Source organism: Streptomyces mangrovisoli (assembly GCF_000974985.2).
Taxonomy (GTDB): Bacteria; Actinomycetota; Actinomycetes; order Streptomycetales; family Streptomycetaceae; genus Streptomyces; species Streptomyces mangrovisoli.
Genome location: NZ_LAVA02000114.1, coordinates 1 through 17,629, shown reverse-complemented (window position 1 = coordinate 17,629; position 17,629 = coordinate 1). Strand labels below are relative to the sequence as shown.

The window sequence follows — 17,629 nt, the reverse complement described above, 5'->3', positions numbered from 1 at the left end:
GGCGGGGGCGGTGGGCCCTCCTGCGGGCCGTCGGTACCGGCCGGGTGCCCGCCCGGCCGCGGTCGCGGCGGCCGCGGTGGCGGCCCCACCGGCGTGACCATGGTCGGGGCGCCGTACACGTCCGGCGGCGGCGTCGTGGCGGCACCGGACGCCGGACCGCGGCCGTCGCCGTCGCGCGGACCCGCTCCCCGGCCCGTCTCCCGCGCGGCCGGCCCCCGGCCCGCCGCCGGGTCGCGCACCTCGTCCGGCACCCGCAGATAGGGATTGGTGGCCGCGTTCGGCGGCCGGTACGGCGCGCTCGGCACATACGGCCCCGCCTCCCCGGCCGGATCGCCCGCACCCACCCCGGCGCCGACGGGGCCCACGGCGCCCGTCCACGCGGGGCCCGCGCCCGCGCCCCCCGCGTCACCCAGTGCCAGGGGCGCCGCCCGCCGTCCCGCGGACCCCGCCGCGCAGGCCAGCAGGGCCCCCACGGCGCCCGCGCCCGCGCCCCACGCGGCGCCCAGCAGCAGCGCGAGGCCGAGGTTCCCGGTCAGCTGCACGCCCGCGCCGAACGCGGGGAAGCCGAGCACGGACAGCGACGCGCCCACCGACACCTCGGTCAGCCAGGCGAGCAACGGCAGCGCCAGCGCGGTCACCACGCCCAGCCGCACCGCGCACCGCCCGGCGAACCCGAGCGCGCCCGGAGCGCCGCCCCCGGCCGGCCCGCCCTTCGGTCCGGCCGGCCCCACCGGCGTCCGTACGGCGGTGAGCACCCCCGCCAGCAGCATCATCAGCGCCGCCGCCACGCCGAGCAGCCAGACCCGGCCGTCGAGGTCGGCCAGCCGCCCCAGGGTCACCGGCCGGTCGGACTTCCCGCCGAGGAGGGTGTCCAGCGGGGCCGGCAGGAAGTGGGTGAGCACGCCCGTGGCCTTCCCGTGGAACGGGACGAACAGGCCGACGGGGATGGCGAGCCAGGTGCCGTTCGGGGCGCCGAGCAGCGCCGCCCCGGCGATCCGCCGCGGATGGTCGTCGCCGATCGCCGCGTACAGGGCGGCCGCCAGACCGGCCGCCACACAGAGCAGCAGTACGGCGACGAGGGCCGACACGGCCGGCCGTACGACCCGGTGCACGGCCTGCCAGCCGCGCGGCAGCGGGGTGCGCCGGGAGGCGAGCAGCGCGATGAGCAGGATGCCCGCGCACCAGGCGAACCCGCCGAGCAGCGTCGGACCGGTCCGCACGGTGAAGCCGACGGCCGCCTTGGCGTCGACGAGTTTGCCGACGTTGTCGGGCAGCAGTCCGCCGATGTTCCCGAGGTCGCCGAGGCCGGGGATCTTGACGCCGGTGGAGCCGGAGCCGCCGGAGATCTTGTCCAGGCCCAGCGTGGACCCGTCGATGGTGATGACGTCGTGTCCCGCCCAGGCGAGCCCGCCGAGCATCGCGACGAACAGCACGACCACCGAGCCGACGCGCGCGAGGAGTTCGGCCGGCGACACCTCGACTCCCGCCGCCCGCAAGGACCTCAGGAAGAACCACGACAGCAGCAGGGCGCCGACCAGGCCGACCCCGAGCGGTGTGAGGGAGACGGCGGTGTGCGCCTCGGCGCCCTTGAGCCCGAACGCGGCGACGTCGCCCGAGGGTTGGACGGAGCCGCCCGCGCCGAGCGCGACCACGGCGGCGGTCATCGGGCCGAGCGAGCCGGCCGAGTCGGCCTGGAGCAGATGCAGGCCGAGCGCGGCCGTGCCCGCCATCCCGATCAGCGCCCAGCTCACCGCGGCGATCGCGGACAGCAGCACGTCCCCCCAGGGCACTTGGGTGCCCCGCGGTGCCGTCGCGACGCCCGTGGCAGTGCTCATGGCAGACCCCCCGATCCGCGGCACGGCCGGCCCCGTGCCTGTCCCTCTCGCGTCGGATTACCACTCTCCGGGCCGGTTTCAACCCCGTCAACGGCAACGGCCGACGCGTTGTTGTGCGGTCGCGGTCGGGTTGTGGCGCGGTCGCCGCCGGGTTGTAGCGCAGTCGTCGCACGGCCCGGCTTTCGGACAGGGGGCCGGGCCTGAAATAGTTTCCGACGATGTTCGACATCCCTAGACTCCCTGCGACGGGGGTAATTCGGGGGACTACGTAGTGGGGCTTGGAGTGCCGGAACTCGTACTGGAATCAAACGGACGGACCTGGACGCTGGATCCGTCCAGGACCTATGCCCTGGGGCGCGACCCGCAGGGCGACATCGTCTTCGACGACGCCAGGGTCTCCTGGCGGCACGCCACGGTCAGCCACAACGGCCGCAGTTGGGTCATCGACGACCACGGCAGCACCAACGGCACGTTCGTGCAGGGGCAGCGGATCCAGCAGACGGAGATCGGCCCCGGCTCGGCGGTGCACCTCGGCAACGCGACCGACGGACCGCGGGTGAGCCTGTCCGGCACCGCGGCCGCCGTGGTCACGCCGCAGGCGCAGCCCCAGCAGCCGGTGGCGCAGGGCGCCGGTCCCGGCCTGCCGCAGGCGCCGCAGGCCGGCTGGCAGCAGCCGCAGGGCACGCCGTCGATCCCGCAGCAGCAGGGCCTCGGTGGCGGGCAGCCCGGCGTGGGCGCGGGGGCGCCGCCGGTGTACGGCGACCGCAGCCCGACGACGTTCCACCACTTCTCCCTCGGCCGCGTCATGCGCATCGGCCGTGCCCTGGAGAACGACCTGGTCGTCTCGGACCTCCAGGTCTCCCGTCACCACGCGGAGTTCCACTCCACGCCGGACGGCCGCTTCGAGATCCGCGACCTCGGCTCGCACAACGGCACCTACGTCAACGGCCATCCGGTCCCCAAGGGCGGGGCGGCGCAGCTCGGTCCGACGGACATCGTGGGCGTCGGCCACTCGACGTTCCGGATCGTCGGGGACCGCCTGGAGGAGTTCGTCGACACCGGCGAGGTGTCGTTCTCCGCCCGCCATCTGACGGTGACCGTCGACGGCGGCAAGCAGATCCTCAAGGACGTCTCGTTCGGTGTCCCGGAGAAGTCGCTGATCGCGGTCATCGGCCCGTCCGGCTCCGGCAAGTCCACGCTGCTGAAGGCGCTCACCGGCTACCGGCCGGCCGACCAGGGCGAGGTCCTCTACGACAACCGCAACCTCTACAAGCAGTTCGCCGAGCTGCGCCAGCGCATCGGTCTGGTCCCGCAGGACGACATCCTGCACAAGGAGCTGACCGTCAAGAAGGCCCTCAAGTACGCGGCCAAGCTGCGCTTCCCGGCCGACACCACCGGCGCCGAGCGCGAGGCCCGGATAGACGAGGTGCTGCGCGAGCTGAAGCTGGACATCCACAAGGAGAAGAAGGTCACCTCCCTCTCCGGCGGCCAGCGCAAGCGGGTGTCCGTGGCCCTGGAGCTGCTCACCAAGCCGTCGCTGATCTTCCTCGACGAGCCGACCTCGGGCCTCGACCCGGGCATGGACCGCGATGTGATGCAGCTGCTGCGCGGCCTCGCCGACGACGGCCGCACGGTGCTCGTGGTGACCCACTCGGTGGCCGAACTGGCGATCTGCGACAAGCTGCTGGTGATGGCGCCGGGCGGTTCGGTGGCCTACTTCGGCCCGCCGGAGGAGGCTCTCAACTTCTTCGGCTACGAAACCTGGGCCGATGTGTTCTCCGCCTTCGAGAACTACCGCGACTACGACTGGGCCGGTCGCTGGAAGGGCTCGCAGCACTACCAGATGTACGCCGCGGACATCGACGCGGTCGCGCCGCAGTCCGTACAGCTGCCGCCGATGCAGGCGATGAAGCCGCCGAAGCCGCAGGGCTGGATGTCCCAGTTCGGCACGCTGGTGCGGCGGTACGCCACCGTCATCGCCTCGGACAAGGGCTTCCTGGCGCTGACGGTGATCCTGCCGCTGGTGCTCGGCGCGGTCAGCCTGCTGATCGACTCGGGCAAGGGTCTGCTGCCCAACCCGATGATCAACCGGGCCACCGGTCAGCCCGTGCCGAACGGCACGGCGACCACCGTGCTGCTGATCCTCGCGGTGGGCGCCTGCTTCGCCGGCGCCGCGAACTCGGTCCGTGAGCTGATCAAGGAACGGGTCATCTACGAGCGGGAGCGCGCGACGGGCCTGTCCCGCTCGGCGTACCTGATGTCGAAGGTCTTCGTGCTCGGCGTGGTGACGATCCTGCAGGGCCTGATGGTCGGCGTGATCGGCTTCGCCAGCCGGGAGATCCCCGACAAGGGCCTGGTCCTCGGCCATCTCACGCTCATCGAGCTGTCCGTGCCGATCATGGCGCTGGGCTTCACCTCGATGATGTTCGGCCTGATCATCTCGTCGCTGGTGAAGACCGCCGAGAAGACGATGCCGCTGCTGGTGATGTTCGCGATCATCCAGGTGGTGTTCACCGGCTGCCTGTTCACCCTGAACGGCTCGATCGGCGCGAACCAGATCTCGTATCTGATGCCGTCCCGCTGGGCGGTCGCGGCGGCGGGCGCCACGCTGGACTTCAACAAGATCGCCCCGCCCGGCAAGGGCAAGCCCGACGACCCGCTGTGGGCGCACACGGTCGGCGCCTGGAGCATGGACATGCTCGCCCTGGTCGTGCTCGGGGTGGTGTGCGGCATCTTCGTGGCCCGCTTCCTGCGTCGCCACGAGCCGGAGGTCATGCGCAAGTAGCGCCTGCTCCGCGACGCCCGAAGGGCGGCACCCTCTCGGAGGGTGCCGCCCTTCGGCTTCCACGTTCCGGGGTCCGCGCGGCCCCGGTGCGCGGACGACTCAGTAGGCCGAGTTGACGTTGTCGATCGTGCCGTAACGGTGCGCCGCGTAGTTGGCGGCGGCGGTGATGTTGGCGACCGGGTCGTAGATGTCGTTCGACGTGCCGGACACGTGGTACGTGTTGAACGTCGGCTGGATCACCTGGAGCAGGCCCTTGGACGGGATGCCGTTGATGGCGTTGATGTCCCAGTCGTTGATCGCGCGGGGGTTGCCGGACGACTCACGCATGATGTTCTTGTACAGGCCGTGGTAGCTGCCCGGGATGCCCTTGGCGTGCATGATGTCGAGGCTCTCGTTGATCCAGCCGTCGAGGTTGTTCGCGTAGCTCTTCGTCGAGGCCTGCTTGACGGCGGGGCGCTCGGCGGACCGGCTCACGGACTTCTTGGAGTGGTGCGCGGCCTTCGCCTTGTGGGCGGCGGCGGCCTTGTGCGCGGCCGCGGCCTTGTGCGCGGCGGCGGCACGGTGCTGCGCGGCGGCCTTCTTGACGGCGGCGGCCTTCGCGGCGGCCTTCACGGCGGCCTTCTGCTTGGCCAGCGCGGCGGCGGCCTGCTGCTTGGCGTCGATGTAGCCCGTCTTCAGGCTCTGGCCGGCCAGCTGGTCGGTGATGCTGGCCTTGACGTCCTTGATCTGCACGTTCTTGACCTGCGCGTCCTTGACCTGCGTGGTCGTCGGCGCGACGGCGGCCGTGGTGTGCGTGGTCTCGGCGCTGCTGGGCACCGCGGAGAACGCGATGGCGGCGGTACCGAGGGCGGTGACACCGGCAATGGCGATCTTGTGATGTCGGGTAAGACCACTGAGTCGGATGGAGCTGGGCATAACAGATGAACCTCTTCGAGTAGCGCGGATGCCGCTCGCGTCAGGCGGGGGTCTCGGGCCCTTCCGCAAGAAGGCCGCGGGTTCGAACCCGCGGCGCCGAGCGACATGAGCAATTCTTAGCGAGCGCAAAATGCCCTGGCAAAGGTGTGACGTACTATCCGGCATAGTGGATCAGGCACGGACAAAACGGGGCAGACAGGTATGTCTGCCCCGTTCACGGGGAAATGCATGTCTTCTATGTTCGGTAGTAGGTGATCTGGGCCTCATGCGCGGCCTCACATCGGCCGCCAGATTTGCTCACCACGTGTTCATTAAGAAATGCGAAGAGTGAGTGTTTACGACGGGCCGGACAAGCCGGGCAGGATGAGGTGCACGTCGCCGAACTCGTGCCACAGATAGCGCCCGCGCAGCGCCTCCCCGTAGGCCCGGTCCACCGCCGCGCGCCCCGCCACCGCCTCCAGCATCAGCAGGTGCGACGCCTCCGGCTCGTGCAGCCCGGTCAGCAGCCCGTCCACCGCGCGCACCCCGCGCCCGGGCGTCACCACCAGGTCCGTCCACCCCCGTGCGGCCCGGACCGTCCCGTCCGCCCCCGTCGCCGACTCGACGGCCCGCACCGCCGTCGTCCCCACCGCCACCACCCGGCCGCCCCCGGCCCGCGCCGCGTTCACCAGCCGCGCCGACGCCTCCGGCACCGCGAAACGCTCCGGGTACGGCGGCTCGTGCGCCTCGGCCGAGGCGACCCCGGTGTGCAGCGTGATCGGCGCGAACTGCACCCCCCGGCTCACCAGCTCCGCCACCAGCCGCGCGGTGAAGGGACGCGCGGCGCTCGGCATCTCCGCGCTGCCCGCCCCGCCGGGCTGCGGCAGCGCGAACACCGTCTGGTACGCCGCCAGCGGCTGGTCCCGCTCCGTGTACGCGTACCGGATCGGCCGCCCGTGCCGGCGCAGCAGCCCCCCGACCGCGGGGCCGTCCGCCCGCGCCCACCACAGCCGCGCCCCGCCCGGCGCCAGCGGCTCCTCCAGGACCAGCCGTCCGCCCCCGGGCAGCCGTACCCCTGTTCCCGCGGGCCCGCCCGCGCGCGGGCGCGTGGTGCCGCCGCCGTCCGGCTCGCGCAGCTCCACCGCCCACCGGCCGTCGTCCCCGCGCGTGGAGAAGTGCACGACCACCCGCGCCCGCCCGATCCACCCGTCCACCGCGGCCGCCAGCGTGGGAGAGGTGTTCACCACGAGCAGGTCCCCGGCCCGCAGCAGCCGCGGCAGCTCCGGGAACGCGTGGTGCGACACCGCCGTACCGTGCGACACCAGCATCCGTACGGCGTCCCGGTCCAGCCCCGGCCCGCGCTGCTCGGCGGGCACCCGCGCCGACAGCTCCGCCGGCACCCTGATGGCCAGCGTCATCGCCGCCCCTCCAGCAGTGACGGGGCCGCGTACCGGCCGGTCGCCGGACGCTCGTCGAGCAGCCGCAGGAACGCGGGCGCCACCTCCGCCGGATCCGGCCGCGCCCCGTGATCGTCGGGTACGGCCGCCGCGTACAGCTCCGTCGCCATGTCCCCGGGGTCCACCGCCCACACCCGCAGACCCGGCTCCTCAGCGCCCAGCACCGCGGCGAGCTGGTCCAGGGCCGCCTTCGACGCCCCGTAACCGCCCCAGGTCTCGTACGCCTCCGCCGCCGCGTCCGAGCTGACCGCGATCACCGCGCCCGCCTCCGACGCCCGCAGCAGCGGCAGCGCCTCCTGCACCAGACCCAGCGCGGCGACCACGTTCACCTCCAGCGCCCGCCGCAGCCCGTCCAGGGCCAGTCCCGCGAGCGGCACCAGCGGCTCGGCGCCCAGCGCGCTGGCGTTGTGCACCAGCAGATCCAGCCCGCCGAGCCGGCCCGCGGCCGCCACCAGTTCCGCCCGGTGCCCGGCGTCCGTGACATCGCCGGGCAGCCCCTCCACCCGTGCGCCGTGCCCGGCCACCGCCCGCGCGACCGCGGCCAGCGCGTCACCGCCCCGCGCGTCGAGCACCAGATCCCAGCCCCGCGCCGCCAGGGCCTCGGCGAGCGCCCGGCCCAGCCCCTTCGACGCACCCGTGATGATCGCTACCGGCATGACATCCGTCCCCTCGTCCACTGCCGCCCTGTGCCCGGCGGTGCCCCCAACGTAGGAACCGGCACCCCGCCACCGCGTCGGACGCGAGCCGCAGCCGCACGGGCCCTTCGACCTACACCCCGGTACCGGCGACCGCGGTCCTAGGTCCGCCGGGCGGCGGAGGAGAAGGAGCGGGACCGGGCGGGGGACCTGCGGCCTAGGTCCAGCGGCCGGTGCGGCGGGCGTCGCCGGTCCGATCCGGGCCGCGGCACCCCGCCGTTACTGTGAGGACATGAGTCACGGCCCCAGGTCCGGCCTCGCCGCGGTGAGCTCCGCGCTGCTGGCCATGAGCAGGCATCTGGAGGTGCGCGACGTCCTCAAGACGATCGTCGCCTCGGCCCGCGAACTGCTCGACGCGCAGTACGCCGCCCTCGGCGTCCCCGACGATCACGGAGGGTTCGCCCAGTTCGTGGTCGACGGCGTCAGCGACGAGCAGTGGAAGGCCATCGGCCCGCTCCCACGCCGGCACGGCATCCTCGCCGCCATGCTCGACGAGGCCCGCCCCGAGCGGCTCGCCGACGTCCGCGCCGACCCGCGCTTCGAGGGCTGGCCCACCGCCCACCCGGACATGTCCGACTTCCTCGGTCTGCCCGTGCGCGACGGCGACGAGGTCATCGCGGCCCTCTTCCTCGCGAACAAGAACTGCCCCAAGCCGGAAGGCGGCTGCGGCTTCACCGAGGAGGACGAGGAACTGCTGTCCATCCTCGCCCAGCACGCGGCGATCGCCCTCACCAACGCCCGGCTCTACGAACGCAGCCGCGAACTCACCATCGCCGAGGAACGCTCCCGCCTCGCGCACGAACTGCACGACGCCGTGAGCCAGAAGCTGTTCTCGCTGCGGCTGACCGCACAGGCCGCCGCCGCCCTGGTCGACCGCGATCCCACGCGCGCCAAGGGCGAGTTGCAGCAGGTGGCCGCGCTCGCCGCGGAGGCCACCGAGGAACTGCGCGCCGCCGTCGTCGAGTTGCGGCCCGCCGCGCTCGACGAGGACGGTCTGGTCGCCACCCTGCGCACCCAGATCCAGGTCCTCGACCGCGCCCACAGCGCCCGCGTGACCTTCGCCGCCCACAGCTTCCGCGCGCTGCCCGCCGCCCAGGAGGAGGCCGTGCTGCGGGTCGCCCAGGAAGCCCTGCACAACGCGCTGCGCCACTCCGGGGCCGAGCGCGTCGACGTCACCGTCGACCGCCGCGGCTGCGGAGCCGTGCTGCGCGTCACCGACGACGGCGGCGGCTTCGACCCGGCGACCGTCCGCAGCGCGGGCCGCCATCTCGGCCTGGTCTCCATGCGCGACCGGGCCGGCGGGGTCGGCGGCCGGCTGACCGTGGAGTCGGCGCCCGGCAAGGGCACCACGATCGAGCTGGAGGTCCCCGGTGGCTGACGCAATCAAGGTTCTGCTCGTCGACGACCACCAGGTCGTCCGCCGGGGCCTGCGCACCTTCCTGGAGGTGCAGGACGACATCGAGGTCGTGGGCGAGGCCGCCGACGGCGCCGAAGGAGTCGACCGCGCCGAGGAGTTGCGGCCCGACGTGATCCTCATGGACGTCAAGATGCCGGGCACCGACGGCGTCGACGCGCTCCGCATGCTCCGCGAACGCGACAACGGTGCGCGCGTGCTGATCGTCACCAGCTTCACCGAGCAGCGCACGGTGGTCCCGGCCCTCCGCGCGGGCGCCGCGGGGTACGTCTACAAGGACGTGGACCCCGACGCCCTGGCCGCCGCCATCCGCTCGGTGCACGCCGGTCACGTGGTGCTCCAGGCGGAGGTCGCGGGCGCGCTGCTCAGCCAGGAGGAGACCAACCCGGGCCAGGGCAGGACCGGTTCGCTCACCGACCGGGAGCGCGAGGTGCTGGGCCTGATCGCCGACGGCCGCTCCAACCGCGAGATCGCCCGCGCGCTGGTGCTGTCCGAGAAGACCGTCAAGACGCATGTCTCGAACATCCTGATGAAGCTCGACCTCGCGGACCGCACCCAGGCCGCGCTGTGGGCGGTACGGCACGGGGTGGCCGGCTGACACGCCCCGGCGGGGGACAGTACGGCGAGCGGCGGGGCGGGACGGCCGGGCGGCCGGGCGGCAACATGGAACGTCGCGTTCCGGGATGAGATTCATACCGTCGTGGGAATGTCACCCGGATGGCGCATCCTCCCGGAGCCGCCCGCGTTCTCAGTGCGTGCTGCGGCGACTGCCGCGGCGCTCGCAACGAGAGGGCTGAGAAGTGAAGAACCTGAAGAAGGCCGCCGCCGTGACGATGGTGGCGGGCGGACTGATCGCCGCCGGGGCCGGGATGGCCTCCGCCTCCACCGCCGCCGACGGCCAGGCCCAGGGCTCTCCGGGTGTCGTCTCGGGCAACCTCGTCCAGGTCCCGGTGCACGTCCCGGTCAACGCGGTCGGCAACAGCGTCAACGTGATCGGCCTGCTGAACCCGGCGTTCGGCAACCACGGCCTCAACCACTGAGCGCCACCGACGCGGCGCTGACGAAGCGCTGACGAAGCACTGAGGCCCGGTCGCGGTCCCCCCGCCGCGACCGTCGCCCCACCGGCCTCCCGGCCCGCCCCGGGAGGCCGGTCGTTTTGTCGCCCGAATGATCCGAACGGGCAGTTGACGATCCGAGGCCGTTGCCATTCCGCCCCTCCCGCGTTCACCAGGCACGACCCGCGGCCGGGTCGGTATCGCACACGCAGGAGGAACGCTTCTCATGAACATCGCCAAGAAGGCCGCCGTGGCCCTCACCGTCGCCGGTATCGCCGCAGGCGCGTCCGCCGGTGCCGCTGTCGCCGACGCGGGTGCCGACGGCGCGGCCGTGCAGTCGCCGGGCGTCGCCTCGGGCAACGTCGTCCAGGTCCCCGTCCACATCCCCGTGAACGTGGTGGGCAACAGCGTCAACGTCATCGGCCTGCTCAACCCGGCCTTCGGCAACCAGGCCGCCAACGGCTGACGCCCCGCAGTCAGAAGGGCCCCGCGGCCAGGGACGACCGCGGGGCCCTTCGCCGTGCCGGAACCGGCCCGCCCAGCGCACCGCGGGCCCTAGCGCGTCCCGCGCTCCCGCTCCTCCACCATCGCGTTGTACGCCGCCACCTGCGCCCGCCGGGCCGTGCGCTCCACCGGCCGCAGCGCCTGCGTGCGGGCGCCCATCTCCGCCGCGCTCACCGCGCCGCCGTGCCCGCTGTCGTACGCCATCGACACCAGCAGACCCACCCGCTGCGCCAGTTCCAGCACCCGCACCGCCCGCGGCGGATAGCCCGGCGCCAGGATCTCCCGCCCGCGCTCGGCCCGTGCCCGGTACGCGTCGATCGCCGCCTCCGCCACCGGCCCCGAGCCCGCCACGTCGAGGCGCGACAGCACCTCCGTCGCGTCCCGCAGCGCCTCCGCCAGTTCCCGCTCCGCCTCGCCCAGCGACGGCACGTCGGCCGGCGGCGCCTCCCGCACCGGCAGACAGTGCCAGACCACCTCCACGTGCACATCGCCCTCCGGACCGGCCTCGGACACCTCGGGGACCAGCCCCAGCGCGGCGCCGTGGCAGACCGCCGCCTCCTCGGCCTCCAGCGCCCGCGCGTTGAACTCCGGCGGCCCGCTCAGCCCGAGCGGATGCCCCGGCGCGGGCAGCGCCACCCGCAGCCCGGTCACCCCCAGCGCCCGCAGCCGCCCGAGAGCCAGCGTGAGCCCGACCGGCCCGCTCTCCCCGGGGAGCCCCTCCACCCGATGCACCGCGTCCTCGCCGACGATGGCGAGAGCGGCGTCATCCGGAGAGACAAATCCGGCCAACAGGGCATTTCCCCAAGCGGCAAGGCGTCCGGCGCGCGGTTCAGAAAGCATGGGACCACCCTAAGGACCGGACCGATGGAACGGCTTGCCCGGCTCGTGGCGTAGATTTCCTTGAGGACCGCGCCCACCGGCGGCGGACCCAGCCACAGGCGCACGCGACAGCCGAGACCGGCCACACTGCAAGGGGAGACAACGGGCTCATGAGCGATGTTCTGGAACTTCAGGACGTATCCGTGGTCCGCGAGGGCCGGGCTCTCGTGGACCAGGTCTCCTGGTCGGTCAAGGAGGGCGAGCGCTGGGTCATCCTCGGCCCGAACGGCGCCGGGAAGACCACCCTCCTGAACGTCGCCTCCACCTACCTCTTCCCCAGCAAGGGCACCGCCACCATCCTCGGCGACACCCTCGGCAAGGTCGACGTCTTCGAGCTGCGCCCGCGCATCGGCATCGCCGGCATCGCCATGGCCGAGAAGCTCCCCAAGCGCCAGACCGTCCTGGAGACCGTGCTCACCGCCGCCTACGGCATGACCGCCACCTGGCGCGAGGAGTACGACGAGGTCGACGAGCAGCGCGCCCGCGCCTTCCTCGACCGCCTCGGCATGAGCGACTACCTCGAGCGCGCCTTCGGCACCCTCTCCGAGGGCGAGCGCAAGCGCACCCTCATCGCCCGCGCCCTGATGACCGACCCCGAGCTGCTCCTCCTCGACGAGCCCGCCGCCGGTCTCGACCTCGGCGGCCGCGAGGACCTCGTGCGCCGGCTCGGCCGGCTCGCCCGCGACCCGATCGCCCCCTCCATGATCATGGTCACCCACCATGTCGAGGAGATCGCCCCCGGCTTCACCCACGTCCTGATGATCCGTCAGGGCAAGGTCCTCACCGCGGGCCCCATCGAGCTCGAACTCACCTCCCGCAACCTCTCCCTCTGCTTCGGCCTGCCCCTCGTCGTCGAGCAGGTCGGCGAGCGCTGGACCGCCCACGGACTGCCGCTGTCCTGAACTCCCCGGACGTGCCCTGTCGTTGGCACCGGCACGGCCCTACCATGACCATGTGAACGACATCGACGCATGGGTGTGGTGGCTCGTCGGCGCGGCAGCGCTCGGAATCCCGCTCGTGGTCACCGCGATGCCGGAGTTCGGCATGTTCGCCGTGGGCGCCGTCGCCGCCGCGGTCACCGCGGGACTCGGCTTCGACGTCGTGCCCCAGGTGCTCGTCTTCGTCGTCGTCTCCGTCGCCCTCATCGCCGTCGTACGGCCCCTCGCGAACCGGCACGGCACCTCGCGGCCCGGGCTCGCGACCGGCATCGACGCGCTGAAGGGCAAGCAGGCCGTCGTACTGGAACGGGTCGACGGCGCCGGCGGCCGCATCAAGCTCGCCGGAGAGGTCTGGTCGGCCCGCTCGCTCGACACCGACCGCGCCTACGACGTCGGGCAGGCCGTCGACGTGGTGGACATCGAGGGGGCCACCGCGATCGTCATCTGACCTCGCACGACGACAAGTCGGCCGAACACCCCACGAGGCGGGCGACCGTCTGCCAGACTCGACCAGCAAGATCTTCAACAGCCATAAAGATCTTCCGAGAGCGCCGAGGCGGAGAAGGGTACGGGGAGCACGATGGAACCGGTCATCATCGTCTTGATCATCCTGGTGGTGTTGGTCTTCATCGCCCTGATCAAGACGATCCAGGTCATCCCACAGGCCAGCGCGGCCATCGTGGAGCGGTTCGGCCGCTACACGCGCACGCTCAACGCGGGCCTCAACATCGTCGTCCCGTTCATAGACACCATCCGCAACCGCATCGACCTGCGCGAACAGGTCGTCCCGTTCCCGCCGCAGCCGGTGATCACCCAGGACAACCTGGTGGTCAACATCGACACGGTCATCTACTACCAGGTCACCGACGCCCGCGCGGCCACCTACGAGGTCGCCAGCTACATCCAGGCCATCGAGCAGCTCACCGTCACCACGCTGCGCAACATCATCGGCGGCATGGACCTGGAACGGACCCTCACCTCCCGCGAGGAGATCAACGCGGCCCTGCGCGGCGTCCTCGACGAGGCCACCGGCAAGTGGGGCATCCGCGTCAACCGCGTCGAACTCAAGGCGATCGAACCGCCCACCTCCATCCAGGACTCGATGGAGAAGCAGATGCGCGCCGACCGTGACAAGCGCGCCGCGATCCTCACCGCGGAGGGCACCCGCCAGGCCGCGATCCTCACCGCGGAGGGCGAGAAGCAGTCCCAGATCCTGCGCGCCGAGGGTGAGGCCAAGGCGGCCGCGCTGCGCGCCGAGGGCGAGGCCCAGGCGGTGCGCACGGTCTTCGAGGCCATCCACGCCGGCGACCCCGACCAGAAGCTCCTCAGCTACCAGTACCTCCAGATGCTCCCGAAGATCGCCGAGGGCGACGCCAACAAGCTCTGGATCGTCCCCAGCGAGATCGGCGACGCCCTGAAGGGCCTCTCCGGCGCCATGGGCAACTTCAACCCGCTGGGCGGCAATTCGGGCGGCGGAGGCTCCGTACCGCAGCAGAACAAGGGCGCGGAACGCCGGGAGCGCCCCCCGATCGACTGACCCGCACCGCCTACGACGTGGGGCCCGCCTTCCCGGAAGGCGGGCCCCACGTCGTACGTCCGGCGATCAGGCGTCCGGGGATCGGGCGTCCGACGATCAGGCGGCCGGGGCCGTCGCCTCACGCGACAGCCACTCCGGCAGCGCCGCCAGGTCGTCCTGGGCGAGCGTCAACAGCATCGCGTCCGCCGGCGTCGGCTCGAACGGGTGCCGCAGCAGCGGCATCCCCGCCTCCTCCGGAGTCCGGTTCGCCTTGCGGTGATTGTCCTCGGCGCAGGAGGCCACCGTGTTCAGCCAGCTGTCCGCACCACCTTGCGACCGCGGCACCACGTGGTCCACGGTCGTCGCGCGCCTGCCGCAGTACGCGCACCGGTGCCGGTCCCTGACCAGCACCCCTCGCCTCGACCACGGGGCTTGTCTTCGGAACGGCACTCGCACGAACCTGCACAGCCTGATCACCCGCGGCGCGGGTATGTCCACGTCCGCGCCGCGCATACGCAGTTCGGGGTGGGCCTGCTCGACGACGGCCTTGTCCTGGAGCACCAGAACGACGGCCCGATTCAGCGTCACCGTCGACAGCGGCTCGAAGCTCGCGTTGAGAACCAGCGTGTCACGCACCCAGCCCACCTCCCCTGTGCATCGGCCCACCCCCTGGCGGGCTTGGATCAACTCTGGACGGGCACGCCGAGATGGACAACGCAATAAAAAATGCCCGCCCCTGATCACTTCCAAGACCAGAGGCGGGCAAACGTTCCATGAACGCTCGACTGAATTGAGCCGGGGCGTCAGCCCTTGTCGGGGTTCTCGTACTCCCCGATCAACTGGGCCCGCGCGATCGCGTGGAACCGCAGATTGAAGCCGACGACGGCGGGCGAGACGTCCGAGTCCGGACCCAGCTTCTCCTGGTCCACCGCGTACACGGTGAACACATAGCGGTGCGAGCCGTCCCCGGGCGGCGGCGCGGCGCCGCCGAACTCCTTCGTGCCGTAATCGCTCCGCACCTGTACGGCGCCTTCGGGCAGCCCGTCGAACGTGCCGCTGCCCGCGCCGGCGGGCAGCTCGGTCACGGACGCCGGGATGTCGAACACCACCCAGTGCCAGAAACCGCTGCCGGTCGGCGCGTCCGGGTCGTAGCACGTCACGGCGAAGCTCTTGGTCTCCGCGGGGAAGCCCTCCCAGCGCAGCTGCGGGGAGGTGTTGCCCGCCGCGTACACCTGGGCGTCCTTGAGAGTCGCCCCTTCCTCGATGTCCTCACTCGTCACCGTGAACGACGGCACGGGCGGATGGAAGTCGTGGGGGAGCGGCCGCCGCTTGAGCTCGGTCACCTCGGTACCTCCTGGATCGGATGCGTTGCCTGGCTCCGAGCCTAGAACCAGTTGCGCTTGCTGCCGACCTCGGAGATCCACTGGTTGAGGTATCCCGCCCAATCGGTCCCGTGGAAGTCGTGCAGACCCACCTGGAACGAGCGGAAGGTGTCGCTGCCCTCGCTGAACAGACCCGGCTTCTTGTCCATCTCCAGCACCACGTCCATCGCGTGCTCGTCCGCGACGAAGGTCAACTCGACCTGGTTCAGACCCCGGTACTGCGACGGCGGGTAGAACTCGATCTCCTGGTAGAACGGCAGCCGCTGCCGCGTCCCCCGGATGTGGCCGCGCTCCATGTCAGCGGTCTTGAAGCGGAAGCCCAGCTGGATGAACGCGTCGAGGATCGCCTGCTGCGCCGGCATCGGGTGCACGTTGATCGGGTCCAGGTCGCTGGAGTCCACCGCGCGGGCGATCGCCAGCTCGGTCGTGACCCCGATGTGCATCCCGCGCAGCGCCTGCCCGTCGATCATCGTGATCGGCGTCTCCCACGGGATCTCCAGCCCGAACGGCACCGAGTGCACCGCGCCCGCCTGGAGCTCGAAGGCACCGCCGAGCCGCTGCTTGGTGAACTCGATGTCCTGCTTGTACTCCTCGTCGCCGTGCTCGACCTCGACCCGCGCCTGGAGACCGACCGAGACCCCCTCGACGTCCTGGTTCACCGAGCCGCCCTGGATGCGCACCTCACCCTGGACGACGCCACCCGGAACCGCGTTGACCTCGGTCAGCACCGTTTCGACCGAGCCCCCGCCGGCCCCCAGACTCGCGAGCAGCTTCTTGAACCCCATGACTCTCCCTTGACGAGTGATCCTTGATCCCTACAAACGCGATCCGGCCGCGCCCGGTTCCGCGCCACACCCTGGCAACCGGACGGATTCTTGACCACCCTTTGGTACGACACTTCTGGACTAGGCTCGGGCGCCATGATCGCGCCACCGGACCGTACAGGCCTGCCCAGGGAGTTCTCCGACCGCCCTGTCGGTCCGCCCGGTCACGGGTACGTCTACTTCACCTACGACGTCTCAAGGCAATCGGCATGAACGTCGATCTCCTCGCCCACCCCGCCGAAGAAGTCGCCCCCGAGCTCCTCGGGACCGTACTCACCTGCAAGAGCCCGGAGGGAACCGTGAGCATCGCCATCACGGAGACCGAGGCGTACTCCGGCGCGGCCGACCCGGCCTCCCACGCCTACCGAGGCCGGACACCCCGCAACGCGGTCATGTTCGGACCCGCGGGACACCTGTACGTCTACCGCTCCCACGGCCTGCACTGGTGCGCCAACGTCGTCACCGGGACGGAGGGCATCGCCTCGGCCGTCCTCATCCGGGCAGGTCGGGTCATCAAGGGCGAAGACCTGGCACGCAAGCGACGAGGGGAGACGATCGAGAGCCGACGTCTCGCCCGGGGCCCGGGAAACTTCTGCCAGGCACTCGGCATCACGGCGGAGCACAACGGAGCAGACCTCCTGACAGGTGCCTCGGTCGTGCTGTCCGAGGGCGAGCCGGTACCTGCCGCGCTCATCCAGGCCGGTCCTCGGGTAGGCGTGAGCAAGGCCCACGACTGGCAACACAGGTTCTACCTGGCCGGTGATCCGACGGTGTCGGCGTACCGACTGAGCCCGCGAGCCAAACCCTCCGCATGAACCTGAGCCGCTGTGCCCCTTGCTCACGGCTCAGCGGTACGTCGGCGTGCTAAACGTCGACTTTCGGCCCGGAACGACAAGGAACTGGCCAAAGGTCCGGCCCGCCTGGCCACCGCTCCGGGCGTGGACCGGGAGCTGAACGGAGTCGACGCGTGCGCCGCCGCCGACCCCCCGCTGCGGATGCTCTCCGGCACCCCGGTCGCCCGCGACCAGGTACGCAGTGGTTCGCGCACCGGAGTCTCCGGAGCGGGGGGTGTCCACCCGTGGCGCTTCTGGACGGCCGAAGACCCCACGGTCGGCCCATACCGGGCGCATACGCCACGCCGCCGCTCAAGTTGACGCTCCCTTGCGGGGTGCGTAATGTAGCCCGAGCCGCTTGAACCGGGTACGGCATTCGCCGGCAGCCGGAAGCGGCCAAACCACTACCTACGACCACCCCTTCGGCGGGGTCGATTCCGTGTGTCCGCATGCGTGAATTCGAACTCGCGGGGCTCGATTATGAGTCCGCCACGGGAATGGGCTAACGTAGTGAATGTCGAAAGGCCGACGGAGAAATTCCTAAAGCCGGAGACGAATCCCGCCGACAGGGAATCGGACGCCGAAAGGGTCTGATAGAGTCGGAACCGCCGGAAAGGG

The 17,629-nt window shown here is 71.7% G+C and carries 17 protein-coding genes and 1 pseudogene; 10 read left to right on the top strand and 8 right to left on the bottom strand.

The features are described 5' to 3' along the window. Window positions 1-1,835, bottom strand: a 1,835-nt coding sequence (locus tag WN71_RS35730) for a streptophobe family protein (protein ID WP_079178381.1), incomplete at its 3' end; no start/stop codon positions are given. A 283-nt stretch (window positions 1,836-2,118) separates the two neighbouring features. Here WN71_RS35730 and WN71_RS35725 point away from each other — a divergent pair. Next, window positions 2,119-4,620: an ABC transporter ATP-binding protein/permease gene (locus WN71_RS35725; protein ID WP_046591666.1), complete on the top strand. Its 2,502-nt coding sequence runs from the start codon at window positions 2,119-2,121 to the stop codon at window positions 4,618-4,620. A 99-nt stretch (window positions 4,621-4,719) separates the two neighbouring features. Here WN71_RS35725 and WN71_RS35720 read toward each other — a convergent pair whose 3' ends face one another. The 3 genes from WN71_RS35720 to WN71_RS35710 form a co-directional block, all read right to left on the bottom strand. Continuing rightward, window positions 4,720-5,535, bottom strand: a complete 816-nt coding sequence (locus WN71_RS35720; protein WP_046591665.1) for a transglycosylase SLT domain-containing protein — start codon at window positions 5,533-5,535, stop codon at window positions 4,720-4,722. Between the two features lie 335 nt (window positions 5,536-5,870). Beyond that, on the bottom strand, window positions 5,871-6,932 hold the full coding sequence (locus WN71_RS35715; protein ID WP_046591664.1) for an S-adenosylmethionine:tRNA ribosyltransferase-isomerase: 1,062 nt from the start codon (window positions 6,930-6,932) through the stop codon (window positions 5,871-5,873). Then, entirely contained in the window at window positions 6,929-7,627 is a 699-nt protein-coding gene (locus tag WN71_RS35710) for an SDR family NAD(P)-dependent oxidoreductase (protein ID WP_046591663.1), read from the bottom strand. Before WN71_RS35710 ends, WN71_RS35715 begins: the two co-directional genes overlap by 4 nt. A 271-nt stretch (window positions 7,628-7,898) precedes the next feature. On the opposite strand from WN71_RS35710, the gene WN71_RS35705 reads away from it, so the two are divergent. The 4 genes from WN71_RS35705 (at window position 7,899) to WN71_RS35690 (ending at window position 10,601) form a co-directional block, all read left to right on the top strand. Continuing rightward, the gene (locus WN71_RS35705) at window positions 7,899-9,044 is read left to right on the top strand and encodes a GAF domain-containing sensor histidine kinase (protein ID WP_046591662.1); all 1,146 of its coding nucleotides are present in this window, start codon (window positions 7,899-7,901) and stop codon (window positions 9,042-9,044) included. Next, on the top strand, window positions 9,037-9,678 hold the full coding sequence (locus WN71_RS35700) for a response regulator (RefSeq protein ID WP_046591661.1): 642 nt from the start codon (window positions 9,037-9,039) through the stop codon (window positions 9,676-9,678). Before WN71_RS35705 ends, WN71_RS35700 begins: the two co-directional genes overlap by 8 nt. Before the next feature lie 202 nt (window positions 9,679-9,880). After that, window positions 9,881-10,120 carry a chaplin gene (locus WN71_RS35695; RefSeq protein ID WP_046591660.1) on the top strand — a complete coding sequence of 80 codons (240 nt, stop codon included), beginning with the start codon at window positions 9,881-9,883 and terminating at the stop codon, window positions 10,118-10,120. A 241-nt stretch (window positions 10,121-10,361) separates the two neighbouring features. Beyond that, window positions 10,362-10,601 (top strand): chaplin, encoded by a 240-nt coding sequence (locus WN71_RS35690; RefSeq protein ID WP_046591659.1) that lies wholly within the window; start codon window positions 10,362-10,364, stop codon window positions 10,599-10,601. Window positions 10,602-10,690: 89 nt separating this feature from the next. On the opposite strand, the gene WN71_RS35685 is transcribed toward WN71_RS35690, so the two are convergent. Continuing rightward, window positions 10,691-11,479, bottom strand: a complete 789-nt coding sequence (locus WN71_RS35685) for a hypothetical protein (protein WP_079178380.1) — start codon at window positions 11,477-11,479, stop codon at window positions 10,691-10,693. A gap of 149 nt (window positions 11,480-11,628) precedes the next feature. Here WN71_RS35685 and WN71_RS35680 point away from each other — a divergent pair, with 149 nt between their 5' ends. The 3 genes from WN71_RS35680 to WN71_RS35670 all read left to right on the top strand — a co-directional run bounded on the left by WN71_RS35680 (window position 11,629) and on the right by WN71_RS35670 (window position 13,993). Continuing rightward, window positions 11,629-12,420 (top strand): ABC transporter ATP-binding protein, encoded by a 792-nt coding sequence (locus WN71_RS35680; RefSeq protein WP_046591657.1) that lies wholly within the window; start codon window positions 11,629-11,631, stop codon window positions 12,418-12,420. Between the two features lie 52 nt (window positions 12,421-12,472). Further along, window positions 12,473-12,904 carry an NfeD family protein gene (locus tag WN71_RS35675; RefSeq protein WP_046591656.1) on the top strand — a complete coding sequence of 144 codons (432 nt, stop codon included), beginning with the start codon at window positions 12,473-12,475 and terminating at the stop codon, window positions 12,902-12,904. A gap of 132 nt (window positions 12,905-13,036) precedes the next feature. Continuing rightward, window positions 13,037-13,993 carry an SPFH domain-containing protein gene (locus tag WN71_RS35670; RefSeq protein ID WP_046591655.1) on the top strand — a complete coding sequence of 319 codons (957 nt, stop codon included), beginning with the start codon at window positions 13,037-13,039 and terminating at the stop codon, window positions 13,991-13,993. A 96-nt stretch (window positions 13,994-14,089) separates the two neighbouring features. Here the strand turns inward: WN71_RS35670 and WN71_RS35665 are convergent, their stop codons facing one another. The 3 genes from WN71_RS35665 to WN71_RS35655 form a co-directional block, all read right to left on the bottom strand. After that, window positions 14,090-14,608 carry an HNH endonuclease gene (locus WN71_RS35665; protein WP_046591730.1) on the bottom strand — a complete coding sequence of 173 codons (519 nt, stop codon included), beginning with the start codon at window positions 14,606-14,608 and terminating at the stop codon, window positions 14,090-14,092. A 167-nt stretch (window positions 14,609-14,775) separates the two neighbouring features. Then, the gene (locus WN71_RS35660) at window positions 14,776-15,315 is read right to left on the bottom strand and encodes a YbhB/YbcL family Raf kinase inhibitor-like protein (RefSeq protein WP_046591654.1); all 540 of its coding nucleotides are present in this window, start codon (window positions 15,313-15,315) and stop codon (window positions 14,776-14,778) included. 41 nt (window positions 15,316-15,356) lie between these two features. Continuing rightward, the gene (locus tag WN71_RS35655; RefSeq protein WP_046591653.1) at window positions 15,357-16,139 is read right to left on the bottom strand and encodes a sporulation protein; all 783 of its coding nucleotides are present in this window, start codon (window positions 16,137-16,139) and stop codon (window positions 15,357-15,359) included. A gap of 248 nt (window positions 16,140-16,387) precedes the next feature. Between WN71_RS35655 and WN71_RS35650 the strand changes: the two genes are divergently transcribed. Together WN71_RS35650 and WN71_RS40495 are read left to right on the top strand one after the other, a co-directional pair. Next, window positions 16,388-16,993 carry a DNA-3-methyladenine glycosylase gene (locus WN71_RS35650; RefSeq protein WP_046591652.1) on the top strand — a complete coding sequence of 202 codons (606 nt, stop codon included), beginning with the start codon at window positions 16,388-16,390 and terminating at the stop codon, window positions 16,991-16,993. Between the two features lie 51 nt (window positions 16,994-17,044). Next, window positions 17,045-17,332, top strand: a pseudogene (locus WN71_RS40495) (DNA-3-methyladenine glycosylase); the annotation flags it as partial. Window positions 17,333-17,629: the final 297 nt, after the last annotated feature.